19 protein-coding genes are annotated in these 24,726 nt (G+C 48.6%); 6 read left to right on the top strand and 13 right to left on the bottom strand.

The genetic code is table 11. The annotated features are described in order from the left end of the window. The first annotated feature begins 13 nt into the window (after positions 1–13). Positions 14–361, top strand: coding sequence for a DUF6482 family protein (locus ACXAF9_RS13385; RefSeq protein ID WP_475075083.1), 348 nt, complete (start codon positions 14–16; stop codon positions 359–361). On the opposite strand, the gene ACXAF9_RS13380 is transcribed toward ACXAF9_RS13385, so the two are convergent. The 10 genes from ACXAF9_RS13380 to ACXAF9_RS13335 all read right to left on the bottom strand — a co-directional run bounded on the left by ACXAF9_RS13380 (position 358) and on the right by ACXAF9_RS13335 (position 14,930). After that, positions 358–2,523 carry a putative bifunctional diguanylate cyclase/phosphodiesterase gene (locus ACXAF9_RS13380; RefSeq protein ID WP_475075081.1) on the bottom strand — a complete coding sequence of 722 codons (2,166 nt, stop codon included), beginning with the start codon at positions 2,521–2,523 and terminating at the stop codon, positions 358–360. The genes ACXAF9_RS13385 and ACXAF9_RS13380 overlap by 4 nt on opposite strands. After that, positions 2,523–5,387 (bottom strand): hybrid sensor histidine kinase/response regulator, encoded by a 2,865-nt coding sequence (locus ACXAF9_RS13375; RefSeq protein WP_475075078.1) that lies wholly within the window; start codon positions 5,385–5,387, stop codon positions 2,523–2,525. The genes ACXAF9_RS13380 and ACXAF9_RS13375 overlap by 1 nt, the downstream gene beginning before the upstream one ends. Positions 5,388–5,392: 5 nt before the next feature. Further along, positions 5,393–6,517: an ABC transporter substrate binding protein gene (locus tag ACXAF9_RS13370; RefSeq protein WP_475075075.1), complete on the bottom strand. Its 1,125-nt coding sequence runs from the start codon at positions 6,515–6,517 to the stop codon at positions 5,393–5,395. Positions 6,518–6,535: 18 nt separating this feature from the next. Next, positions 6,536–7,669, bottom strand: coding sequence for an ABC transporter substrate-binding protein (locus tag ACXAF9_RS13365; RefSeq protein ID WP_475075071.1), 1,134 nt, complete (start codon positions 7,667–7,669; stop codon positions 6,536–6,538). Between the two features lie 20 nt (positions 7,670–7,689). Next, a complete protein-coding gene (locus tag ACXAF9_RS13360; RefSeq protein ID WP_475075069.1) occupies positions 7,690–9,282 on the bottom strand; it encodes a hypothetical protein in 1,593 nt (530 codons plus the stop codon). Then, positions 9,279–10,616, bottom strand: a complete 1,338-nt coding sequence (locus ACXAF9_RS13355; RefSeq protein WP_475075067.1) for an MFS transporter — start codon at positions 10,614–10,616, stop codon at positions 9,279–9,281. The genes ACXAF9_RS13360 and ACXAF9_RS13355 overlap by 4 nt, the downstream gene beginning before the upstream one ends. An 8-nt stretch (positions 10,617–10,624) precedes the next feature. Next, positions 10,625–11,764 (bottom strand): diaminopimelate epimerase, encoded by a 1,140-nt coding sequence (locus ACXAF9_RS13350; protein ID WP_475075065.1) that lies wholly within the window; start codon positions 11,762–11,764, stop codon positions 10,625–10,627. Between the two features lie 399 nt (positions 11,765–12,163). Then, complete coding sequence (locus ACXAF9_RS13345) at positions 12,164–12,883, bottom strand: SDR family NAD(P)-dependent oxidoreductase (protein WP_475075062.1); 720 nt, start codon at positions 12,881–12,883, stop codon at positions 12,164–12,166. Positions 12,884–12,901: 18 nt separating this feature from the next. After that, positions 12,902–14,212, bottom strand: a complete 1,311-nt coding sequence (locus ACXAF9_RS13340) for an ABC1 kinase family protein (RefSeq protein WP_475075060.1) — start codon at positions 14,210–14,212, stop codon at positions 12,902–12,904. A 37-nt stretch (positions 14,213–14,249) separates the two neighbouring features. After that, positions 14,250–14,930 (bottom strand): glutathione peroxidase, encoded by a 681-nt coding sequence (locus ACXAF9_RS13335; RefSeq protein ID WP_475075058.1) that lies wholly within the window; start codon positions 14,928–14,930, stop codon positions 14,250–14,252. Between the two features lie 171 nt (positions 14,931–15,101). Here ACXAF9_RS13335 and ACXAF9_RS13330 point away from each other — a divergent pair, with 171 nt between their 5' ends. Genes ACXAF9_RS13330 through ACXAF9_RS13315 form a run of 4 tightly spaced genes read left to right on the top strand, consistent with a single transcriptional unit; the run spans position 15,102 to position 19,512 of the window. Then, positions 15,102–16,592, top strand: coding sequence for an exonuclease domain-containing protein (locus tag ACXAF9_RS13330; RefSeq protein WP_475075055.1), 1,491 nt, complete (start codon positions 15,102–15,104; stop codon positions 16,590–16,592). Next, a complete protein-coding gene (locus ACXAF9_RS13325) occupies positions 16,582–18,114 on the top strand; it encodes a cryptochrome/photolyase family protein (protein WP_475075051.1) in 1,533 nt (510 codons plus the stop codon). The genes ACXAF9_RS13330 and ACXAF9_RS13325 overlap by 11 nt, the downstream gene beginning before the upstream one ends. Positions 18,115–18,134: 20 nt before the next feature. Beyond that, positions 18,135–18,662 (top strand): lipocalin family protein, encoded by a 528-nt coding sequence (locus ACXAF9_RS13320; RefSeq protein ID WP_475075048.1) that lies wholly within the window; start codon positions 18,135–18,137, stop codon positions 18,660–18,662. A 13-nt stretch (positions 18,663–18,675) separates the two neighbouring features. Beyond that, positions 18,676–19,512, top strand: coding sequence for a TonB-dependent receptor domain-containing protein (locus ACXAF9_RS13315; RefSeq protein WP_475075045.1), 837 nt, complete (start codon positions 18,676–18,678; stop codon positions 19,510–19,512). Positions 19,513–19,563: 51 nt separating this feature from the next. On the opposite strand, the gene ACXAF9_RS13310 is transcribed toward ACXAF9_RS13315, so the two are convergent. Further along, positions 19,564–20,643: an acyltransferase family protein gene (locus ACXAF9_RS13310; protein WP_475075042.1), complete on the bottom strand. Its 1,080-nt coding sequence runs from the start codon at positions 20,641–20,643 to the stop codon at positions 19,564–19,566. A gap of 169 nt (positions 20,644–20,812) precedes the next feature. On the opposite strand from ACXAF9_RS13310, the gene ACXAF9_RS13305 reads away from it, so the two are divergent. Further along, positions 20,813–21,370: a TFIIB-type zinc ribbon-containing protein gene (locus ACXAF9_RS13305; RefSeq protein ID WP_475075041.1), complete on the top strand. Its 558-nt coding sequence runs from the start codon at positions 20,813–20,815 to the stop codon at positions 21,368–21,370. Here the strand turns inward: ACXAF9_RS13305 and ACXAF9_RS13300 are convergent. Together ACXAF9_RS13300 and ACXAF9_RS13295 are read right to left on the bottom strand one after the other, a co-directional pair. After that, the gene (locus tag ACXAF9_RS13300) at positions 21,352–22,266 is read right to left on the bottom strand and encodes a substrate-binding periplasmic protein (RefSeq protein WP_475075039.1); all 915 of its coding nucleotides are present in this window, start codon (positions 22,264–22,266) and stop codon (positions 21,352–21,354) included. The two genes, ACXAF9_RS13305 and ACXAF9_RS13300, sit on opposite strands and share 19 nt — an antisense overlap. Beyond that, on the bottom strand, positions 22,263–24,674 hold the full coding sequence (locus ACXAF9_RS13295; protein WP_475075036.1) for a bifunctional diguanylate cyclase/phosphodiesterase: 2,412 nt from the start codon (positions 24,672–24,674) through the stop codon (positions 22,263–22,265). Before ACXAF9_RS13295 ends, ACXAF9_RS13300 begins: the two co-directional genes overlap by 4 nt. Between the last annotated feature and the right edge of the window lie 52 nt (positions 24,675–24,726).

Raw genomic sequence — 24,726 nt, 5'->3', positions numbered from 1 at the left:
GAGGGATGATGCGATGACCGTACCCAGCATTGAATTGTGCTCTTTCGATGAATATAAAACTCGATTCGCCGCCCAATTGCCAAGCGCTGTCGAGATCCATTCATTGGAGCGGATGATGTATCAGGTCAGTGTATCGTTACCTGATATCAAGGTCTGGATACGTCATCCTGAAAGGGGAGTTCAGCGTTTTAATGCACTTAATGAGATTCAAGATCATCTTAACGAGCACGCTGACTACTTTGCCGGCACGCCCGTGTATTTGATGTATCAAAATACGTTCGATGAGATGATCGGGGTAGAATCCAGCCCAGGCTCAACACGAACCAACATGGGCTGGCAAATTGGCAAGTACGACGCTTAAACCTCGCCAAGACGCTGGTTCACCAGCAAGAGACGCTTAAGATCATCCGGTGCAACGGGCTTACTGAAATAATACCCTTGCACCTCCTCGCATTTAAGGCCATTCAGGAACGAGAGCTGATCAGCCGACTCTACCCCTTCTGCCGTCACACTGAGATCCAAATTGTGGGCAACGGCGACAATCGCCTGAGTCACCGACGCATCGCCTTGATTGGACGTCACATGCGTGATGAAGGATCGGTCAATTTTTAATCGATCAATCGGGAAGCGTTTCAGATAACTCAGGCTTGAATAACCGGTGCCAAAATCGTCAATGGCTAAGCATACACCCAACTCTTTCAGTCGATGCAGCATATCAACGGAACCTTCAACATCATCCATCAGCATGTTTTCGGTAATCTCAAGCTCGAGGAAGCGTACAGGTAGCTGTGTTTCCTCCAGCGCCTCTTTTACCATCTGCTCAAGATTTTGTTTGGCAAACTGCTTCACCGATAAGTTAACGGCCACCCGAATGTTCGGCAGGCCTTCGTCGTGCCACGCTTTTGTTTGGCGGCACGCCTCATTCAGTACCCACTCACCAATGGGGTTGATCAGGTTACTCTCCTCCGCCACTGGGATAAACTCCGCGGGCGAAACCGCACCTAGCTCTTCACTTTGCCAACGTAATAAGGCCTCAACGCCGACAATTTGCCCCGTTTTTAACGAGACTTGCGGCTGGTACACCAAGCTAAACCCATCGAAACTGTAGTTAATCGATTGGCGCATCTGGTTTTCGATCATCAAACGTCGTGCTGTCGCTTGATTCATCTCTTCGGCAAAGACTTCAAAATTATTTTTACCGCCATGCTTCACGTAATACATGGCGGCATCCACATTTTTCAGCAACTGGCCGACTTCGATGCCATCATCTGGGAAGATCGCGATACCGATACTTGGAGTGATCACCAACTCGTGGCCAGCCAAACTGACACGACGACCGATGTTATCGATGATGCGCTTGGCAATGCGTTTTGCTTCTTCGGCGTTTTTCACAATCGGCAGCAATATCGTAAACTCATCTCCACCGAAGCGGGCAACCAAATGCTTAAAGTTAGTGCCGCCTTCAAAGCGCTCGGACATCCGTGCGCTTTTCATCAAACGCTTCGCCACTACTTTAAGCAGCATGTCACCTAAGCCATGACCAAAAGTGTCGTTGATGCGCTTAAAGTTATCCAAGTCCAGAAACAGAACCGCGCCTTGGTGCTGTTGGGCTTGCGCATAACCAATGGCGCGCTCTAGCTCTTGGCTAAAGACACTGCGATTGGCTAAACCGGTTAACGCATCGTAATTCGCAAGCTCCCAAATCTTATTCTGGGCGACGCTGAGCTCGGTTACATCCAATACCGTACCAGAGAGCAGTTCTAATTCGCCCTGATCACTTCGGGTGGATTCAATCTGATGCTTAACGACCAACAAACGCTCGTTTTGTATGATATGGTGCGACAGGTGACCCGACGCATGCTGATCAATGCTTTTTAATACTCGATGAAACCATAAGCGAATCTTGAAGCGCTCGTAACTCGGAACCGACTCTAAAAAGTTTTTGAAATGCGGCTCCACTTTGCCACGACGCTGGCCAAGCAAAAAGTACAGCTGGTCCGACCAATAAACCTCGCCGGTGCGGGCGTCCCACTCCCAGTTGCCCAGACCCGAAATACGCTGCGAGTTGACCAAGCGGCGCTCACTCTTTTTAAGCTCAATCAACTCGCTTTGGGTTGTACTTGCGCGTATCAGATTTTTAAGTCGCTGACCTAGGACTTGCCAGTTAAACGGCTTGGTCACAAAATCCGTAGCACCGGCTTCATACGCGGTGGTAATCGACGCCGTATCGTCACTGCCTGTCGAAATCAAAATCGGGACTTGTTTGCCAAAGGGCGTTGTACGCAACTGTTTGCAGGTTTCATAACCGTTAAGGTTCGGCATCTCAATGTCCATCAGGACAATGTCGGGCTGCACCTCTGCAAATAGCGCCAGAGCCGCTAAGCCATCGTGCGCTTCATAAACTTCGAAGCCCTCTAAGGGGAGCGCGTGTTGGGCCAGCATACGTGCGGTGATGTCATCATCCACAACCAACAATTTATGACGTCGCGCTTTTGCCGAATGACTCCTGTGCAGATCGCTCACTATGACTCCTCTGAGAGCTTAACTATAAGGTCGTTCAACGCTTTCTTAGAGCGTTCCATTTGCTGTTCTAAGCGCTGCACAATGTCATACAACGACGCATCGGCAATCCCAGCACGGGCTTTAAGCTCCAGCAGCTTGGCCTCCTCGGCCAGCGTCTGAGCACCGATGTTATAGCAACTCGACTTCAACGAATGCGCGGCTAAGCGCAAGCTTTCGGCTTCTTCGTTACGAATGGCTTCATGAATCTGTAATAAGTTTTCATCGGCTTTGGTCAAGAAAGCCTGAGCAATTTGTTTGAAAAACACTCCGCTTTGATCCATCGAGATCAAGTTTTCGATGGTCGCATTGTCTAAGGCTTCGCTGCCTTGAATTTCGGTTTCTTCGATCAGTGCTGGGGTATCTTGTGGCGTAACGTCGATTTCAGTGCTCATGTATTTCGAAATCATCGACAATAGGGTGTCACGCTGATAAGGCTTCGCCAGATAATCATCCATGCCCGCTTCAAGACAGCGCTCGCGATCTTCATTGAAGGCATTTGCAGTGAGCGCCACAATCGGTACCGCACCACGGCCCATCGCTTTTTCCATTTGACGGATCGCGGCCGTGGCTTTGTAACCATCCATACGTGGCATTTGGCAATCCATCAAAATCAGGTCGTACGGTAAGCGCTTAAACTGCTCTAAGGCTTGCAAACCATCTTTAGCAAGATCCACCTGAACCGAATCCCCAAGCGCCTTAAGAATCTGCAGCGCATAAGCTTGGTTTACCTCGTTATCTTCCACCAGCAGAATCCGACCTTGGCACGGTTTTATCACGGAGTCGGGTTGATCCGTCAGTGCAAGGTTTGAAGCATGATGATGGCTGGTATTCACAGGTTGTTCCGTGGTGACATCAAACGTCACTGTAAACCAAAACGTTGAGCCTTCCCCCTCGTAGCTTGAGAATCCAATCTCACCGTCCATCATATCGACCAGTTGCTTACAGATGGCAAGGCCAAGCCCTGTACCACCGAAGGTACGGGTGGTCGAGTTATCCGCTTGAACAAAGGGCTCAAAGATACGGCTCTGCTTTTCAGAAGAGATACCCACACCGGTATCCGACACTATGACTTTGATTTTGAGGGCGTCCGGCGTTTCTGAAAGCTTCTCGATGTAGATTGACACCTCACCCTCAGGGGTGAACTTGATCGCATTGCCAATCAAGTTGGTCAACAGCTGACGCACCCTCATCTCATCGGCCATAACCATCGGCATACGAGACTCCGGCAAGTAATGGAACAAACCAATGCCTTTGTGCTCCGCTTGCGGATGAAACAAGTCAACCTGCTGTTGAATCAGCTCATCCACTCTGAACGGCACATTCTCAAGATTAAGACACCCCGCCTCAATTTTTGAGAAGTCCAAAATATCATTGATGATCTGCAATAAGCTTTCGCTTGAGCTTCGAATCATGCGCATAAAGCGGCGTTGATCTGGCGTAAGCTCGGTTTCCAAGACCAGATCCGTCATGCCCAGAACACCGTTCATCGGAGTGCGAATCTCATGGCTCATGGTGGCTAGGAATTCGCTTTTCGCACGGTTCGCTTGCTCTGCAAGGTCACGGTCGTGATCGGCTTGACGCACTTGTTTGCGAATTTCATCTTCCATCACGGTAAAGGCTTTAGCCAGACGACCGACCTCATCCGTGCTTTTTGAAGCAAGCATCGTCGCTGGTAACGACTCAGGGGAGCTTTCCGAAAAACGCCCAAGCGCAAGATTATTGGTATAACGGGTCAGCACACTTAATGGACGAACCAAGCGCGAGATCACTATCAAAGCGGCTAACAAGCCCAGCAAGAAAATGATCAAGATGACTTGGGTTTGTTGCAGGATCAGCTTATTGCCCGGCGCTTTAATCTCCTCATTGGGCACCACTACCGCTAAGTACCATTGGAAGGAATCAAAATAACTGAAAAACACCTGCACTTTACGACCGCCAGAGAACGCCCCTTGATACTCAAGAAGATCCTGCCCCTGCTCGTGCTGTTCGATGATGCGATCCAACAACGGGGATTGCTGCCAATCCAATTGTGTGGTGTTCACATCGAGCATAACGGGCTGCTCAGGCGGCTCAATCAGAATGTTTTTATCTTTATCGAATAAGAAGGTAAACCCGGATTGAGCGACTTTGATTTGTTGCAAACTGTCACTCAGATCATCGAGCACAGACTGCATTTTAGCCTGGCTGCTCGCTTCAACTTGGTCAAAATTCAGCAACACGCCCATACGAAGCTTCCAGCCTTCAATCGGCAGGAAATACGCCATAAAATTTTGGGGCTTATCTTCAGGCGCTAAGGCCAAGCTGAACAAGCTGGTATCGCCTTGGTCCGACAGATTTTCGTGGCTCAACAAATTGGAGAGCAACTGCCCTTTAAGGTCTCGTATATTCCCCAAATATTTGCCTGCAATCGCAGGATTGTTGGAGGACAGCACACCCCCTTCTTCATCCAAGACAACAAGGTGTTTCTGGCCCAAATCCACACTGCGCGCCCATTCAAGAATAGAGGCAATGACCTCCTCTCGCGCTGCATCGGTTTGGTTTTGACTGTGGTAATAACCGTCCATGACCGATTGGATCAACCGCAAGGTGCGGTTCATGTCCTTTTTCATGTCTTGGATCAGTGCGACTTTCTCGTTCAGGGATCGGTTATAACTGCTTCGGATGTTTAATTCGGTCAACTCCAAAACGTTACGGGCCGAATGTTGCTCGGCCAACATCATCGAATCAGAAACGTCCTTCTGCGTGAAATACATAACCGCCGCTGATGTCACGACCATGATGGATGTGATCAACGCTAGAAATTTCGTTTTGATCGAATTAAACAAGGTGATTATTCCTGAGTTTCTATGCGCCAGTAGAGCTGATCAGCGGCCGCAAGTAGATAGGCATTCATATGAAAACCAATGACTTCTGCTGTTTTCATATTCAAGTAAATGTCGGGCGTTTCATGAAAGACTTGAGGGATGTCCCGAGGCTTAGTGCCCTTCATGACCTGTTTCATAGCATCAGCTACAAAACGACCTTCCCTCACCAGCCCAAAGGATCTTGATGCACTTAACAAATAGCCTTTACGGACTTCGTCCTGACCGTATTGTGAAAACGTCGGAAGGCGCTTCTCGATTGAAAGCTGGACAATCTTTTGATGTGTTCCGGGCAGCATTCCGCCCTGCTCTGTGATGTAAAGCGCGTCTGATTTATCGCTTAAATACTCATAACACTCCAGTAGAGATTGCTCGGCTAACGCATAGTCACTGATGTCACTTTTGGTGTAACAACTGACAATTTCAAAACCACGCTCTTTAGCCAACCGCTCAATATCGGCGATAGCCGCATAAGAGCGCCCAGCCAATGAATTTTCGTAAGCGACACCTAACCGCTTAAAGCCAATTAAATCGTGATACATACTCAGTTGATTAAAGTGTCGGTCTGGGCTCATTGCCGCAAAAAGGTGATCGGCACCTGAATCCGCAACGCTGTCTACAATGCCTGAATAAACAGCATTACTGGTCGACATCACTAAACTGGGGACATTGTGTTTGATGTTGGATATGTCCATACCCGCCCATGTCCCAATCGCAAGTACGATGTCCGCAAGCTTGCCTTGATTGAGTTCACGTTCAAGCCTTACGCGAAGCAAATCACGTTTTTGATCGTCCCAATCAGCTGAATAAAAACCCTCTCTGACAAAGGTAATGTGATCGTTTGATGCTTGCGTGCTCAGCCACGACCACAAGGCTTGGGTGTTGTAATTAGGAAACTCAGGTATCGGCTGCGACTCTATAACCCCAAGCTCCATAAGCCCTTTTGCCATTGAGCGTAAGGTTTTGTAATAGTCGAGATAATCCCCGCCTTGGTACATCACCAAACGTGCAGGCTTAGACAGAGGTTCAGCACTAACAACACTGCTGAGAATGCTGGTGACCAGTAATACAAATGTTAGAAACAAAGCTCGCATGAATCCCGTACTCCGCAATCAGGGCTCAATTGATGTGTAAATTTCGTCGGCTAACCCAAGCAACATGATCGGAGGATTAAAGCCAATTGCCTCAGCACTCTCAAGGTTAATAGCCATACGAACGGGTTCTTGGAAAATCTGGGATATATCACCTGGGAGCTCACCTGCCCAAACACGACCGACGGTTTCAGCGTGATGTCGGCCCACGTATTTAAAGCCAGCTTGTGAGAGGCTTAACATCACTCCGTGTCTGACTTCATCACCACCGGTTTGCGAGAACGTAGGGACATGATGCTCGTTCGCGATTTTTACTATCGCCGGAAGCGTACCGTTGTGCACACCACCTTGCGCGGTTAAATAAATGGCATCGGCCTCATTAGAGAGTTTTTCTATGCACTCTAAAACAGTACTGTCTGCACGTGATTGGTCATGCGTGTCACTGATGGTGTGGCACTCCACCACCTCAAAACCTAAAATTTTGGCTTTTTCGTATACGGTCTGTAATGCCGCATAGCTGCGCCCTTCTACCGTGTTTTCAAAAGCCACGCCCAGCTTTTTGAAAGGCACGTAATCGTGAAAAATTTTGATCTGCTTTTGGTATCGTTCAGGATCAACGGTGGCGTTAACGTGTTTAAACCCCGAATCTTCTGCACTCGGGACGATGCCGGCTAATACTGGCTCAGTGGTAGATAGAACTAAGGTTGGTACTGAATGATTGTCTGTAGCAAGGTCCTGACCTGCCCACGTTCCCATTGCTAAGACCAGATCAACCTCTTTGGCGTTGAGTCGGTCCATCAGAACACTTTGCAGAGCTTGGCGCTCGCGATCATTCCAATTAGCGGTCACAAAGAAGCTATTCGAGAATTGGATCTTATCTGATTGAGCGTTCTCAACCAGCCAGTCCCAAATTGGCTTTGCCTCTTCCCCTTCAAACTCGGGGATCTCTTTCTTTTCAACATACCCAAGCGCCATCAAAGATTTGACTGTCTCGAGCAGGATCTTTTTGTAATAGATGTAATCGCCACCTTGATAGTAGCCAATGACCAGAGGCTCCTTTTCGGGAGAAGCTTGTTTTGGAGGGGCAGCAAGCAGCAGTGTCGATGTGAATAATAAAGAACCGAACACTACCGCTGTTTTTACTGCTGAAATCATAGTTCACCTGTTAATGGATACTAGCGCACCATCCTTGATGAAAATGATTTATCCTTAAACCATTCGCTGATTAATTGATTAAGGTGATCCATCACATCGGGTTTCTTTAACACATCGGGTATTGCATCGCACACCGTATCCACGAGGGAAGCGATATGCGCATCCTTGATCGTTAAAGTCTTCAGCTGACTGATACTTAAATCATTTAATGATTTTTTTTCGGCCATTTCGATCACACCCAAAGGCGCAACCTGATCACTTTCAACGTCAAATACCATTTGGATCCCAGAAAGGTAACCCGCTGTATTGACGTTTTTAAGAGGGTCTAACGTGTCCCTTAACCGTTCATCCGCTGATATTGACTGTAGAATACCTTCTTCCATCGTCAATAGGTAATCTGCTTGGTAGTAGCCACCGAGTCCGGTAACCCCTCTTGCAAAAAGAAGTACTAATAAGCAGGTAAAAACAGACGGTATAATTGTCTGATTTTCAAGGCTAAATCTTAATGTATCTTCTGTAAAGGGTAAACTGAAAAGGACACCAGAATCGTCACGCCCTTTAAGCTTCAAACCACCTTCATCCACCAAACCCAGAGGTATACGCCGATTTTTCTGGTCAATCCCCCAGAATAAAAATGTACCCGATGCTGAGAAAGGCGATTTACTGACCTCTTCATTTTCAATACGAGATAATAACGTCTCAAAAGACCAACAGTTTTTCTTTTCATCCAATGTCGCTATCAACTTTTCACGACAAGATTGATTAAAAGCCAATAAACTGAATAGGCTTTTAGGGTTATCAATATCTCTTAAGATGAGTGATGTGGATGCCTTTTCCAACTCGACATAGACGAGATCAGCCTTAGAGCTGACGTGCGAATTCAATAAGCGCCAAATCTGGTGATTAATAACAACCGACTGTTCGGTATAAGTATTTTCTAAATGCTCGCTCAAACTGTAAAAACGATCCAACCAATCGATAACAAACGTTTTATACGTTTCACTGCACTCCAGTTTTCGGATGCGTTTTTTCGCGTTATCAACACCTTGTGCATTGATGCCTCGCACGCAAGACACTATTTCGCGTTTGATTTTGTCGGGGAATAACGGAATCCGAATTGGCGTAATCGGCTTTTCAACGCCATTAACCCTTGGATACAAAATCAACCCTCTTGGGTAAGTCAGATTATCCAAAGGCACGTTTGCACAGGCCAACACAGGTATCGTGGTTGCAGGCTTTCCGTTAATGTTTCGCCAGCTAAACAACAAAGTCCCTTGAACCGACTGAGCAAAGTAATCCACCCCATGATGGTTTGCCGTCAAAACAACCGGATTGGCTAAAAACTCATCGGCTGTGCGACGAGCCACCTCTTCACCCAGCAGACCTTGGGTGTGCTCATAAAGCACCTGTGCCACATCCTCACGTGGCTGAAAGCTCACCTCGCTGAACTGGTTTTGCGTGGCAAGGTACTCTTCTACTGTCAGGTCTCCGTACTGCTCCAATGTGCGCTTTACCACAGGCAAGGCTTGACCGACTCTCTCTAGCCATCCATCCAGATCGCTTGGATATACATCGATTGGTTGGATATCAGGAGAAACACTTTGACTGGTCATGATACTTCCTTGGAGAGCGAGTCAGTGGAAACAGTTTTAGATCGAGTCATCACAGCCAAAGCAAGGATGCATGCCAGATAACAGACACCAAAGGCCGTTAGGGCAAATGAGCTATCGGCCGTGAAATAGATAACTGAAAAAATCATCGGCCCTAGCATTTGGCCAATACGACTGGTAGAGCGGAAAATCCCAAGTACTTTACCCGTGCCCAGCGCTTTGGCGGACTCAAGCGAGAGCACATACGCACTTTGCGAGGCCAGCACTAAGCTGTTCGAGCAGCCCAACAAGATGATGCTGATGATAAGCGCAACGATTGAGTGACTAAGAGCAAACACCAAGAAAGACAGGCCGCCGAGTACCCCACCCATCAACATGGCATTGCGATAGCCCAATAAACGGTCGGTCAGCTTGCCCGCCCAAGGACCAAGCAGGGTCAGCACGACACCAAATAACATCACGATTTGGCCAATGACCGTTTCTGTGACCCCTTGATCATTCAAGAACAGTGGCGAAAAGTAATTTAGGAGGCCCACAACCGCAATCGAGGCCGGCATGCTGCTGAAAAAGACGGCGGCGATCACTTTAGGATCGAAGAGGAAGCGCTTTAATGCCCCTTTCGATGCGAGATTCACATCGGGAGCTTTGGCCACAGCTTCGCTGTTCATCCCTGCTAAAAAGATCGCAAAGTAAGCGCCAATGGCCGCAACCGACAGAAGGCTGACCCCGAAAACACGCTCATACCCCCAAACATCGGCGATAAACGCACCAAGCGCTGCACCGCAAATACTGCCGGAATAGAGCCCGGCAAATAGATGAGATAAACCTTGTGTTCGATTTTTTTCACCCGCGTGCTGGATCACAAAGGTTTGTGAGGACAAGGCTATTAATCCGTAACCGATGCCGACAATGGCACGTGAGGCGATAAAGGTGACCGGGTCTTTGGCCATAAAGCTCAGTACCATACCTGCGAAAGCGATGATCAAGCCTGCCGTAAAGGGTATGCGCCACCCCGAGCGGTCCGCCCACACACCACCGACCAATAAGGCGATGCCCACACAGAGAAACTCGGCCGAAATCGGTAAGCCAATCAACCATGCGAATAAGGCACCATCGACGTCGCCCGATAAGCGCTGCATGTGCAAGGGAATGATGGCCATACATAAATCAATGCTGACCAAAAAGAGAAAAATCGCCGGACGCATCAAAGGATAAACAGGGTCAGCACCGCCTGAGGAAAGCGCAGCTTTGCGCTGCCCCCAGTAGCGGTAAAACACCCAACATTCGACACACAAAAGCGCGGCGACGATCAGCATGGTTAATGAGCTGCTGTTCATAAAGCCCCCTAAGCGCTTTTAGAGATCATATTCGAGTGTTCTGCATTCCTTGCATTGACGGCCTCTTCGGCACTGATGATTAAGGCCTTTTTCATGTGGTAAGTACCTTCAAACAACAACATCGGTTTGGATTCGATCTGCCAAGTAGCCTCCTGCTGAGAAACTTGAATAACCGCGTCCTTATCGTGCCAGCGACAACGATGAGGGTATACCGTGATCGCCGTTTGCTCAGGGTGAAATCGTTGTTGCATCGTGTACGCAACCGCCATGGAGCCTGTACCGCATGCTAAGGTTTCCTTGAAAACCCCACGCTCATAGCAGCGATTTTCGACGGTTTTCGCATCCAAAATTTTGGCAAAATTAACGCTGATCCCTTTCGGAAAACGACCCCCATGCTGCTGATTTACGGCATGGCCAATGCGTTCGACCCACCAAGAACCTGGGTCATCGCCACAGCGATACCCGCCGGGCACGGATGCAGGGTTATAAAGAGAGCCTGTTAAAAAAGATAAGGACTCATCCTGTTCCGGAAAGACCACAAAATGGGGTTCGCCGGTAAACGAAACGTGACCGTTTAAATCCAAATGGCTTTTCTGATTCGGAAGACCATCCAACTCGATGGTTAATGTGATGGGGGTAAGCCCCTCTTCTAACTGAGTCTGGGTAATGGGCTTCATTAATGCTTGTGGCATTGAGCGCGGTGCGCCCATATCCGCCCAACTCCCCTCTAGATCATCACGCGTGCCGATACGAATCATCTTCGGGGTCGGCAGCGGCATCTCGGTCATGATGGCGGCATCGTCAATACCATGAAACAGATGTAAGTGACGTGCGATGCACATCAAGCCATTACCGCAACACAGCGCTTCTTCACCATCGGGCTCAAACATGCGAAAAATAAACGTATCTTCAGGCACATCAGGAAGCGCCCCCCAATACCGGTGCACACGCTGTATCTCTTTAAGGGTGGTTTTAGTGGCCTTTTGCAGAATAAGCAGATTATCGCTGCCTACTCCGAAACTCATGTTGGTGGCTTGGTAAGCAAACACGGGCAAAGCGGATTCGCTCAGCCATCCCTCTTGGGTTAAATCCACAACAACAAAGTTGTTTCCGCAAGAGGAGTATTTAAAGAAAGGGATTTTTTTCATAACGAACGCCCCTTACTGCTCAACTGAGACGCTCCATATCGTTTAGCGACAAAACGAATGTGCATACTACAACTGTTCACGCAATCATCCATAAGAAGAGTTATACAAAAGACTGTTAGCCCTGTAACTGCAACACCAGTACATACTGGATGCATTGATCGCACTGAGCGACATCCTACTGTGGCTTCCAATCAATTTCAAACAATCGTTTAAAAATGACTATGGAGCATTCACTTGTCGCCAACAATAGCCTTTTATAACTACGACTAAAGAAGCCCTTCCTTGTGGATGAAACAAAACGTCCAAGACATCTACAGCCCACATCGAGGTTTTCCCAACTGAATGGGGGATAAACCTCGACTTAATTAAACGGCCGTTCTGTTAAACTATTTAGACAAATTAAGGATTTATTAAAGAAGAATCCCACGCAAAGATCTTGCCGGATTGGGCTGGCGTTAAGCCTTGGAGAACATCCAATAAGTAAGCAGCGCTTTGATCTGCACTGAACAAGCGTGATTCTGGTACACGCCCTTGGAAAGGTTTTGAGAGATTGGTATCAACGGTGCCCGGATGCAAAGCGGCAATCACTAATTCTGGATGGGTACGCTGAAACTCGATGGCCGCGGTTTTGATCATCATATTGAGTGCAGACTTGGCAGCACGATAGCTGTACCACCCGCCTAAACGATTATCCGAGATACTGCCCACACGTGCTGAGAGCGCTGCAAAGTACGTGCGTTTTTTGTGATCAAATTTGGGCAGTACGTGCTGTGCAACCAACATGGGGCCCAGCGTATTCACCGAAAACTGCTCTAATGCATACTCCGTATTCAGTGACGCTAAGCGCTTTTCCGGAGTACCCGCTTCGCTTGATAAGACCCCCGTTGCCACAAAGACAAGGTCGAGCGTGTTAACTGGTATCAGGTCGGTTGCCGCCGCGACCGATAGCGCATCGGTGATATCACACTCGATCAACTCAATTTTGGGGTGTGCTGGCACCTTATCGGTGTTTCTCGCGATCGCATAAACGATATCGGTATCAGGAGCATTGCACAGTTGTTGGACAAGCGCCTTGCCAATACCGCCAGATGCACCAAAGACCGCAACGGATTTGAACATCGAACACCTCCAAGCGTTTTAACGTTCAAGATAGGATAGGTAGATGGATCGCACATCAACCTGGGCTTTTAACTTACGTGCCATCAAGTAAAGGCCAGCGAGCTTACGGTGCAGAAACAGCACATCCACAGGCGGGGTATGCCATGCTTCAGGCTGACGGGAGATCTGCATACCTTTTTCGCGGATACGCTCGGCCAGATCCGATGCGCCAAAATCATAGTTGCCTTCGACTCGAAGCGGCTCTACGGCGAGCTGAAAAAGGGATAAAATCACCGCTCGGTTAGCCACATCCAACCCTTTATGGAAGAAGCCCAACGTTTTTAATGCCTGTTCAAGCATAGTTTCATCCTGATCAACGGCTGCTTTGATGGCACTGAAATACTGCTTGGCAAACTCAGAGGTGTATTCACGAAGCGCACCGAAATCGAGCAAAATCAACTGACCGGTGTGGGGCTGATAGTGGTAGTTAGCTAAATTGGGGTCGGTCTGTACTGCGTGTATCTTCATCAGTTCGAAGAAGAACAGCTCAAACATCAAGGACACCACTCGATTACAATCGGGATGATTAACCAAATGCTCAAGGGGTTCGCCCTCCTCGAACGACATGGCAAGCACATCTTGATTTGAATGATCTAGATAGTAATCCGGAACTCTCACCTCGCTGGCACGCTCAAACTCAGACAGTTTCCAGTTAAACCACTCCAGTGCCTCCCCTTCTTTTAGGTAATCGGCTTCCTTTTGAAGCTGTAACTTGGCTTCATCCAAAAGCGGATTAAGATCCAAATCTTTAGGCACCAAGCCCGTCATCCGCAACAAGGTCGCGACGTTGGCCAGATCGCTGTCAATGCTTTTCCGCACACCCGGATATTGCACCTTTAAAGCCATCTCGCGGCCATCTTTCGCAACAGCTCGATGCACTTGACCAATCGAGGCGGCGGCGACGGGTTTATAGGAAAAAGTCGAGAACCGATCCATCCACTCCTCGCCCCAGCTTCGTTCAAGTACTTTAATCAGTTGGGTGGTCGGCATGGTTTGCGCTTCGGAACGGAGCTTATTTAAGATCAAAGACAGCTCTTCCGGTAAAACACTGCCCGTATCCATCGAGATCAGCTGCCCAAGTTTCATCGCCGCCCCGCGCAAGGTAGACAGGCGCTCTGCCACTTGCTCGATGTTTTTGCGGGTCAGGATCAAATCACTGATCTGCGGTTTTTGGCCAGCCAGCCATTGACGCCCCCCATCTAACAAGATGTTGCCAGCGATTCGGCCAGCCAAACCGCCCATGTGGGCCATTCTGGACAGGCGATGTTTGGGGACGTTTTTTCCTTTCATAACCTAACTACTGTGCTTTCCTATTGCTTTAACGTTTTTATTGAGTGGGCAAATTGGCTTCAATGACGTTCACTAAGGCTTCGCTTTGAGGTTTAACTCGGCTAGAGAAGCTTTGAATAAATTCGCCATCCGGACCAATTAAATATTTATGGAAGTTCCAGCCCGGATACTCACCCGAAACCTGTGCTAGCTGCTGGTAAAATGGATGCGCCTTTGATTTAGCCGCATGAACTTTCTCGAACATGGGGAAGTTGACCCCATACGTCAGCTCACAAAACTCTTGAATCTCTTTCTCGGTACCTAGCTCCTGACCAAAAAAGTCGTTAGAGGGGAAACCCAATACTACAAGCCCCTGATTTTGGTAGCGTTCGTAGAGTGCCTCAAGCCCTTCATACTGTGGCGTAAACGCGCATTTACTGGCCGTGTTCACCACTAAAATAAGCTTACCTTGATAAACATCACACAATTGCTCGCGAGTGCTTTCGCCTAAGCGTTTAAACTCAAAGTTCAGTAACGAGCTGCATTGGGCTGATTTGAATCCGTGCGTATCAGACGCAGCGTGACCATCCGCTAAAGCCGGCGACGGAAAAAACACCGTTGTCATTAACCCCACAAAACCCAGCAATAAGGCGGGCAAAACGTTAGAAATCACCCGCATGGGGCCTAAAACGACCTTTTGCGAGTGTTCGGCGTGAGCAAGAGATATGAACCGTTTCAACGAGGTGCCCTCCTAACAATGGGTGATTCATCAGGTTGGGTCGATTTACCACGCTTTAAAAGTGCGTAGAACCCATCTTTGATTCGCTGATTCTAATACGCTTTAGCGCCTAAAACAGATCTAAACATCAACAAAATTCGTACCATTGGAACGCTAGAAAGGAGCACTAAATTGATCTTATCTGAAGGCTTTCCTCCATCAATGGTTCTTGTTGATCTTGAAACCACCGGAGGAAAATCGACTCAAGACCGCATTATCGAGATCGCCCTCATCCGCATTGAAAAGGGCGAAGTTATTGATCGATGGGAGCAGCAGATCAACCCTGACATGACGGTGCCGCCTTGGATTACCCGATTAACAGGGATTTCCACCAGCGATGTCATCGACAAGCCATCGTTTGAAGCCATTGCCGATGATCTGTTTGATCGGCTGCAAGGGGCCACCTTAGTGGCACACAACGCCCGCTTTGATTACGGCTTTCTTAAAAATGAGTTTAAGCGTTGTAATATCGACTACACCACAAAACCCTTGTGCTCGGTTAAGCTCTCCCGCGCTTTGTACCCACAGTTTAAACGTCACGGCTTAGATGCACTGATCGAGCGATTCAACCTACCCATGCCAGACCGGCACAGAGCCATGGCCGACACCGATGCCATCTTGCACTTCTTTGATCACCTAAGCCGCAATTTGGACGCCGACGAAATCGCAGCCACCTGCCAAAGCCTTCTGAAACACGCAAGCTTACCCAGCCATTTACCCAAGTCTTTAATCAAGGAGATACCGAATCGTCCGGGTGTCTATCGTTTTTACGCCGATAATGGTCGGCTCCTTTACGTGGGTAAATCCGTTGCACTGAAAAACCGCATTTTGAGCCATTTCAGCAGTGACCACGAGAATGCAACGGACCTTAAAATCAGCCAAGCCATTCATCATTTGGATTACCAAACGACCCCAAGCGACTTCAGTGCCCAGTTACTTGAAAACCATGAAATCAAACGGGATCAGCCAGCGTTTAATCGTCGCCAAACGCGTCACAAAAAGCTGTACCAGCTTGAAAAAAGCCATGACGAGCACGGCTATGCAAAACTTACGATCGTACAAGCGGACATGAACAACCATGCGGGTATTGGGCAGCGTTTTGGTTTGTTTCGCAGCCAAAAACAAGCCACGACCGCTCTAGAGGCCCGCGCCACACGACACCACCTTTGCCAACGACTGACAGGGTTGGATAAGCGATCAAACGGGCGCTGTTTTGCCCACCAGCTAAAGCGCTGTCTAGGTGCCTGCATTCAGGATGAACCCATCGCCCTGTACAACGAGCGGGTGGATGAAGCGCTCGAGTCGATTCGCTCCCTGATTTGGCCCTACTCGGAACCTGTGCTGATTCGTGAGCCAGATCGATTCGCCGACGAGGGAGACCCAACACACCACTGGCATTTGATCGATCAGTGGGTGTACTACGGTCAGATTGATGATGAAGCCGCGCTAGCATCGGCACTTGAGCGAATCAGCGATGAAACCACCGCGTTTGATCTTGATACCTACTACATCTTAAATCGCTTTTTGAATCAGCCAGAGCAGATGAAGGATTGGGGGCTGACCATCGTACCGGTCAGTCAGGTTCTATCAAATGCCGCTTGCGAGGTGCCCCTTGAACCGTAGTTGCTATCTGATTCTTGGCGATCAGCTTAATTGGGACAGCCTGGTATGGGAGTCCATCGACGCCGAAAACGACATCGTTTTGATGTGCGAGGTACTGAATGCCTCGTTAAAGCCGCGCTCCTCTAAGCAACGAACCACGCTGTTTCTTTCGGCCATGCGTCATTTCGCCCAAGAGGTTAAAGACAAAGGCTATTCGCTGATCTACTACTCAATCTCTCATGAACTCGCCGATTTTAGCGATGCTCTCTCCAAGGCCAAACGCGAAGAGGGTTTTGATCGACTTGTCACCGTGTTACCTGGGGACGCTGAAGTGTTATCCGAGCTAAAACGCTTTGCACAATCAGAATCAGTTCACTTTGATTGCCCTGAAGATCGGCACTTTATCGCTCGCCCTGGCGAGTTTACAGAGTGGCTTAAAGGCCGAAAGCAGCCCCGTATGGAATACTGGTATCGAGTCCTTCGAAAACGCACGGGCATCCTCATGATTAACGGCGAACCCGCCGGTGGGCAATGGAATTATGATGCGGATAACCGCAAAAGCTTCGGCAAAGAAGGCCCGTACATAAAGCACCCACCCCATCGCTTTCGCCCGGATAAGATCACTCAAACTGTGCGCGAGGAGATCGACCAATACCTTCCCGATTTGGTCGGCGAGCTGCCCCACTTTGAGTGGCCAGTAACGCGGGATGAGGCCCTACTGGCCTTGGACGACTTTATTAAAAATCGTTTGCCCGAATTTGGCGATGTGCAAGATGCAATGTGGACCGATGAGCCTTGGTTAAATCACTCACTGATCTCCTCCTCCATTAATTTAAAGCTATTAAACCCGATGGAGGTAATACAAGCGGCCGAACAAGCCTACTTTCATGAGAAAACGCCCCTCAATGCCGTTGAAGGGTTTATTCGGCAAATCTTAGGCTGGCGAGAATACGTGCGTGGTTTGTACTGGAGCCATAAAGATGATTGGCTATCGATGAATGCACTCGATGCGCATAACGAGCTTCCTCCGGCCTATTGGGGGAAAGACACTCACATGACCTGCATGTCGCACGCGTGCGCTCAAGTCCTTAAAGAGGGCTATGGCCATCACATTCAGCGCTTGATGGTGACAGGCTTATTTTCCCTATTATGGGAAGTGAAACCCACGCTCATCCATGAGTGGTATTTAGGCATGTACGTCGATGCCGTTGCTTGGGTCGAGATCCCTAACACCATTGGTATGAGCCAATACGCAGATGGTGGCATCGTGGGCTCCAAACCCTACATTGCCAGCGGCAATTACGTATCCAAGATGTCCAATTACTGCAAATCGTGCCGCTACAACCCCAAAAAAGCCAGCTCAGATGACGCCTGCCCAATGACCACCTTGTATTGGGCGTTTATTCATAAGCACCAAGAGCGTCTTTCTCAGAACCCTCGCTTGGCCATGCAGGTCAAGCATTGGTATCGCAAAGAGGATACAGAGCAAGACGCCATTTTAGAGCGCGCCAAATGGCTGCATAACCATCCCGATCAACTTTAGGAATCACATAAGGAACTCTGATGATCAAATCCATCCTACTAGGAACACTGTTACTGCTCGGGTTAACAGGCTGCAGCTCAACGGATCTCCCAAAAGGCGTAATCCCCGTCACGCCTTTTGAGTTGAATCGCTACCTAGGCACTTGGTACGAGATACGCCGCCTCGATCACTCCTTCGAGGAGAGCCTAACCGACGTGACCGCCACCTACTCCTTGCGTGAGGATGGCGGCGTTAAGGTGATCAACAAAGGGTTTTCCAAAGAGGATAACGAATGGAGCGAGGCCGAAGGCAAAGCCTACTTTATCGATTCGTCCGATGTAGCTCGCTTGAAAGTCTCCTTTTTTGGACCCTTTTATGGCGCTTACAACGTCGCCAAACTGAGTGATGAGTACGATATGGCGCTGATCATTGGCCCCTCGTTTGAGTACGCTTGGTTACTGGCCAGAACGCCAACGCCCTCTCACGCCCAATGCCAGCGTTTTTTGGAGGCTGCCACAACATTAGGCATTGCAGAAGATCAATGGATCACCGTTCAAACCTGCCGATAATGAACAAGGTTCGGTGACCAAAGGGCTGATCAGTCCCTTTTATCGACGCAAAGCACTCGAAAGCGCGTATCTTGAAACGCTGTCTCACCTGCCCGAACCCATGCACCCAAGCGAAGAGCATCGTTACATCTTGCTCCAAACCCTAATGGAGCTGGACAGCTACTTGGATAAACTGCCGGTCAATGTCAGAGATGTGTTTTTGATGACGCAGCTTGAGGGCAAAAAGTATCAAGCCATTGCCGACGAAACCGGTTTCTCGCTGTCCGACACCCTCGGCTTTATGGATGACCGCTTGTTATTGACACTCGGTACGCGCTACCAAAACATCAATGTGAAAGACTACTCTTACGATGGTGTGCTCGACACAGAATACGATGAAAGCGCCACATCCCCACTGTACGGCGTGCTGTATCGCTTAACACCGGATGTCTCCGTGTATGCCAACCACGTGGAGTCACTGCAACAAGGTGACACCGCACCCAACAGTGCAGACAACAGCGGCCAAGTGTTTAAACCCTTCCATGCCAAACAAAATGAGTTGGGCATCAAATGGGAAGGTCAGCGCTTTGCAGCCAATGCGGCCGTTTTTGAGATTCAACAACCGTCTGGCTACTTGAAAGACAACGTGTACGGCATCTATGGCGATCAAGTGAACCGAGGCCTGGAAGTCAGCGCCTATGGCAACATCACCCGTAACCTGCGCGTTAACTCATCCGCCGCTTGGACCGATGCTGAGCTGAAAAACATCACCAACCTAACCAATGAAGACTACTGGGCATCAGCTGCCGGTGGCTACCTAACGCAAGGTGAACCACGCGAGATCAAACTCTCGCTGACCACCGAGTTCTAACCCCTTCAAGGGTATTCATCGTGGATGGATACCCTGGTTTTCGGCTCGACATCAGACCACTTTGCTTTTCTTGTTAAGAGGCACCCGCCCGATACCAAATAAGGCTTTTATCCAACCACGAACCCAGTATTCCCCTTTCACTGCAATCCCGAACGCTATGACGGACAAAAAACCAATTACGATCCACGGATAAAAGAAAAGAGGGATACCAAAAATATTGGGTGGCATCTGTACCATCATAGAAATCATCGCGTTTTCATGGATAAGGTAGAGCGGGTAGCTGACCAGCCCAAAAAACATGAATACTCGAAACGACAGAACTCTCTGAATCACATCTACTTTTAAACTGAGCGAAAACAAAGTGGATATCATCAACATGGTCGCAACAGCCGGCGTGATTCCAAATAACGCAAAACTACTGATATAAGCAACACAGAGCCCTGCGATAAAATAGCGCCCTTGCTGGGTGTGATGATATTGATAAAACAGTGCGCCTGAAGCAAACCAGCCAAAGTACTCCAAAGACAGTACGGACGTCACTTCGAGCAACACAGCAAAGAGAGGCACATCAAAGCGGGTATACAGCTGATGTATCACCAAAAACGCGACATACAGCACCAAGAGCGCAGAAATAAGAACCCGACGCCCCAAGGTAAAGTAGACAGCGCCAGCAATCACGTAGAATTTAAACTCAACAAACAAGGACCAAAATGCCCCCTCTATCGCCCTTAATTCTTGGCCTAGCACGAACGACCACCAGTCGGGTTCTATGAACGTCAGTCCTGGTAGCAAATGAATAAGAGACGGTGCTCCGACAGGACGGTGCGGTAGAAACGAGGCGGTCAGATAGACCAACACCGAAGCGATTAACATGGCAGGGAATAAGCGCAGAAAACGCTTCCCCATAAAAACGGCAAAGCTTGGCGTCTTATCCAGTGTCATAAAAATGACAAAACCGGAAATTAAGAAGAACAACTGAACACCGAGCCAGCCATAGCTAAATAATGGAAACTCGGCAAACTCATCTCCAAAGGGGACATGGTCCGGCCAACGGGCATAAGCGTGGAACCCCAAAACCAACAAAATAGCGATGCCCCTTAGGCCATCTAAGTAATCAATCCTTGATTGCACAACGTATCCTTTAGATGTTCAGTCCTGTGTATAAATTAGCAATTACCATTAAAAACGAAAAGCACTAACCATCTTGCCCTTGATGCCAACTTTACCCATAATTCAGGTAGCTATCGCGTTAAGCGGTTGAATTTAAAAAAGGATTTTTTAACTCGTAAAGGAGTACGCCATGAACTGTACCAGCTGTCGTTTTGGGGTATTAGAACCCACTTTATTAGATGGCCTATTCAACGCACGTACCTGCTCAAAATGCGACGGGCATTGGATTTTGGTAGAAGAGTTTGTCGAATGGAAAAAGAACAACCCTGATCACCCTTTCATTCAAGACACCGAATGGACAGAAGATCAATCGGTTGATACAACAAAAGCTCTTTTGTGCCCAAGCTCTGGCGTCATCATGCGCAAGATTAAAATCTCGACCCAAACCGATCACAAGATCGATTACAGCCACATGGTGGGCGGTATCTGGCTAGATAAAGGTGAATGGGAGCTTTTAAAAGCGCATGGTCTTGCTGGGCAACTCAATACCATTGTCACCAAAGAGTGGCAAAACAAGCTGCGCCACGAAAATACCAGTCATAATTTTTCCGAATTCTATGAACAGAAATTTGGCAAAGACAACTATGACAAAGTCAAAGAGATCCGCGAATGGCTCTCATCTCAGCCGCAAAAAGCCGATCTAAGAGCCTACATCATGGCCGATAATCCTTACTCGGCGGTGGAATAACCCTCCATCGGCACCAGTAAATACCCTTTTCTGGCAACCTCTTGCACCTCAGTCTCTGAATATTCAGGGTTAAGGAGATAGAACACGGTGTGAGGTTGCACATCGGTTAAAAAGCCCAACGCTTTTTTCACCTCAGGTTGCTGATAGAAAAGATCATCAAACCGACCATCTTGAATCGCAATGTCCAACCCCTTTTGGATCGTTTCGGCGAGTTTTGGGTTGGATTTTGGCACAAAGAAATAGATAGGCCCGAAGTAATACACAACGGGACTTGGCGCAATTACCAAGCCCCGGCGCTCTATCATGGATTGCTCGGCCCAGACTTCGTAGACACTGCGCGGAAGTAAGTCCGCCCGCTTTTGTGCAACCCAATCAAACAAGGCGTGGTAACTGCCGGTATAGACACTTAGGCCATTGCTTTTTAGGATCTGATTATCCGGCCAGCCAAAGCCTTGGGCGATGGATAGGCGCTTGAGTTGATCCAACGACTCCATCTGAGCAAGGTCGGGCACCCACTCGCTTCGGGTCACCAGCACTCGATACCCAAGTAGCCCTTTTAACAGTGGCACCTTGATCGGGATGGCTCGTTGCTCGCGCGCTTTACTGGTCATTCCCCAAAACACCCCTAACCCTTGCCCACTGGCGGCCAGTGTAAAGGCGCGCTCTTGGGAGATAAGTTGTGTCACTGGCTCCAGTTGATATTGATCGGCTTCACCTGCGGCCTCCAAAGCCAGTGTAAGCATCTGGATAAAGTAGTTTTGTCGCGGGTCTTCATTGATGGTCCCCGCGGTATAGCGGATGGTTTCAGGGGCAGCTTCTGCATTCGCTGGCACGAGACAGATCAAACACGCACTGATAAGCATTTGCAGGCTGCTGTTAAGCAACCTTTGGGTCATGGATTGGGCTCCGATTGTTGTTTTTTTGTTGGGAGTAACCGCTTAAATACGCCCGGTTCAATGGGGACACTGTACAAATACCCTTGCAGGTAATCGCACCCCATCTGTTCAAGAATCTTTTGGGTGGGAAGGTCTTCGACCCCTTCAGCCACCGTATCCAACCCCAAATTTTTCGAGATTTGGATCACACTTTGGACCAACACCTGAGAACTTTTATCTTGCGTTAGCCGCTTAATAAAGGCTTGATCAATTTTAAGCGTCTGGAAAGGATAACAGCACATGTAATTGAGCGACGCATACCCACTGCCAAAATCATCAATGGCAATCCGCACACCCAAATCCGTCAAAGCCTTCAATCTCTGCAGAATGGACTCAGAGCCCGGCAGATAAAGCTGCTCAGTCACCTCTAATTTAAGAGAGATCGGCGGAAGGCCACTTAAGGCTAATGCGTTTTTCACCTTGCAGACAAACGCATCGTCCTCGAGCTGGATTGGCGATACATTCACACTCACATAAAAGTCCGGCAGATCTTTTTGCCACTCTTTGGCATCAAAACACGCCTTCATAAGAATGATCTCCCCAAGGGTATCAATCTCGCCTAAGCGCTCGGCCTCTGCGATAAACTCCGTGGGGGAGATCTGCCCAAGCTCCGAATTTTCCCAACGGGCCAAGGCTTCGCAACCCACCACATGTCGCCCCTCGCGGGATAGGATGGGTTGATAGTGAACGAAAATTTCTTTCAGGCAGTCGCCACTTCGAATACGTGATGCGATGAATAAGCGTCGGAATGAGCCATCTTTTAAGGTCGGCTCATAGAAGTAGAATCGGTCTCGGCCTGTGTTTTTCTTGGCTTTATAAAGCGCCGACATCGCGTGTTTATGCAAGGTTTCGGGGTCATCACCATCATTGGGCGCGGTTGCAATACCCCCAACAAGATGGGCATCCACTTCATGCTGACTGAGTTTAATGGGCAGGTCGAACTGCGCCGAAATGTCTTCCAAAAGTTTGAACAGCGTGGCCGCGTTTCGCTCCCGAAACTGCAGAATACAGAGAAACTCCCCCTCCCCAGAACGGGCCAGAAACGAGGTTAGGGGCAGCACAGCCGAGATACGCTCAGCGCTTTTGAGCATCATCAAGTCCGCATATTCAAGACCAAACGATTCCATCACCGGTCGGTACGCACGCAGGGAGAACAATACTAGGGCCAAATGACCTCGTTCTTGAGTGAGTGCATTTAAACAATTACCCAAATGCTCCAAAGCCATACGCAGGTTGGGAAGCTGAGTAATCGGGTCTGTTTGAGTCAACTCCTGTTGACGGGCATAAGCATTTTTAAGTTCAGTCGTATCGGTAATTGAGAAAACGTACTGATCTTCACTGTCAAAACCGTTGTAGTAATGGTGGCACTGAATCTCAATCCAGATGGGTTTCTCTGTGAGCGTGGTTAAAAACACCTCTTTCACAAAATGATCGTGCAGATGTTGATGAGTAATGATGCTCGACAGTGAAAGGTGAGGATCAATGCGACGCAGCAACAGATCCGTATCTAACACTCTGGCATCGAGCCCCAATTGATCGAACAATCGCTGGCACTCTTGGTTCATAAAGCGGATCAACCCGTCGCCAGAGGTAATAAACACCGACGCCTTAGACGACATAGCAGCCTGATACACGCGCACCCGCTCTGCCCGCGTTTCTTGAAGCTCTTTAACCCCTTTGGCAAGACGGATGCGCATCCCCTCAAGCGATTGGCAAACCTCATCCAACTCATCGACCTCTTTGTGAGTCGGGCGGCCTAATTTAAAAGGAACGTTTAACTGATCCAACGAAATCGATGAGGCGGTTTTGCGAAGCTCGTTAAGGTGGCGAAACAGCAGCTTGTGAAGGATATACATGATGATCAAAGACACACTCAACGTTTTGATAAAGTTGAGGATCAACAAAATGATCATCTCGCGCCCAAGCGTAGCGTAGATGGTTTCTTTATTAATATGGACTAACAGCTCACCAATGTTGATCAGCTGTCCACCGAGTTGATACGTGAGGTTATAGCTTTTTATCTCAGTGAAAGGCCCAAGCGAGCGCTCCCCTACTGCGATGCTGTCCATATTGGGCGTGTTCAGGATGGCAAAATCCACAAACGGAAGCTGGTTTATTGCGTTTAAATTGAGATCAATCAGCGGTTTGTCAACACGCCATACGGCGTCCAACAAAGAGGGGAGAAAAGCGTATTCGGCATCGCGTAATCGAACATCCAAGCTGGTTAAGGCTTGGCGGTAATTACTGTACATGTGGATAAGGGTGACGGCGGTGGCAAAAAGGGAACTTGCCAAAACAATGGCCAGCAAAATTTTGATCGTTAGCGGGTTATGCCTTCGAAAATGCCTAAGCCGAGCTAGCAGTCTCATCCCGTTGACCTCACCTGAGCTTCCCTAAGGTGTACCAGTGTAGATCAGTTTG

It is taken from the genome of Neptunomonas sp. ABH4_499, from assembly GCF_056160565.1.
This window is presented reverse-complemented; position numbering and strand designations above follow the sequence as displayed.

What these genes read in the sequence shown, in the direction of transcription:
- ACXAF9_RS13345 (WP_475075062.1), bottom strand. Translation starts at nt 12,883, where the DNA reads ATGTTCAAATCCGTTGCGGTCTTTGGTGCATCTGGCGGTATTGGCAAG.
- ACXAF9_RS13340 (WP_475075060.1), bottom strand. Translation starts at nt 14,212, where the DNA reads ATGAAAGGAAAAAACGTCCCCAAACATCGCCTGTCCAGAATGGCCCAC.
- ACXAF9_RS13320 (WP_475075048.1), top strand. Translation starts at nt 18,135, where the DNA reads ATGATCAAATCCATCCTACTAGGAACACTGTTACTGCTCGGGTTAACA.
- ACXAF9_RS13360 (WP_475075069.1), bottom strand. Translation starts at nt 9,282, where the DNA reads ATGACCAGTCAAAGTGTTTCTCCTGATATCCAACCAATCGATGTATAT.
- ACXAF9_RS13385 (WP_475075083.1), top strand. Translation starts at nt 14, where the DNA reads ATGACCGTACCCAGCATTGAATTGTGCTCTTTCGATGAATATAAAACT.
- ACXAF9_RS13370 (WP_475075075.1), bottom strand. Translation starts at nt 6,517, where the DNA reads ATGCGAGCTTTGTTTCTAACATTTGTATTACTGGTCACCAGCATTCTC.
- ACXAF9_RS13305 (WP_475075041.1), top strand. Translation starts at nt 20,813, where the DNA reads ATGAACTGTACCAGCTGTCGTTTTGGGGTATTAGAACCCACTTTATTA.
- ACXAF9_RS13295 (WP_475075036.1), bottom strand. Translation starts at nt 24,674, where the DNA reads ATGAGACTGCTAGCTCGGCTTAGGCATTTTCGAAGGCATAACCCGCTA.
- ACXAF9_RS13300 (WP_475075039.1), bottom strand. Translation starts at nt 22,266, where the DNA reads ATGACCCAAAGGTTGCTTAACAGCAGCCTGCAAATGCTTATCAGTGCG.
- ACXAF9_RS13365 (WP_475075071.1), bottom strand. Translation starts at nt 7,669, where the DNA reads ATGATTTCAGCAGTAAAAACAGCGGTAGTGTTCGGTTCTTTATTATTC.
- ACXAF9_RS13350 (WP_475075065.1), bottom strand. Translation starts at nt 11,764, where the DNA reads ATGAAAAAAATCCCTTTCTTTAAATACTCCTCTTGCGGAAACAACTTT.
- ACXAF9_RS13355 (WP_475075067.1), bottom strand. Translation starts at nt 10,616, where the DNA reads ATGAACAGCAGCTCATTAACCATGCTGATCGTCGCCGCGCTTTTGTGT.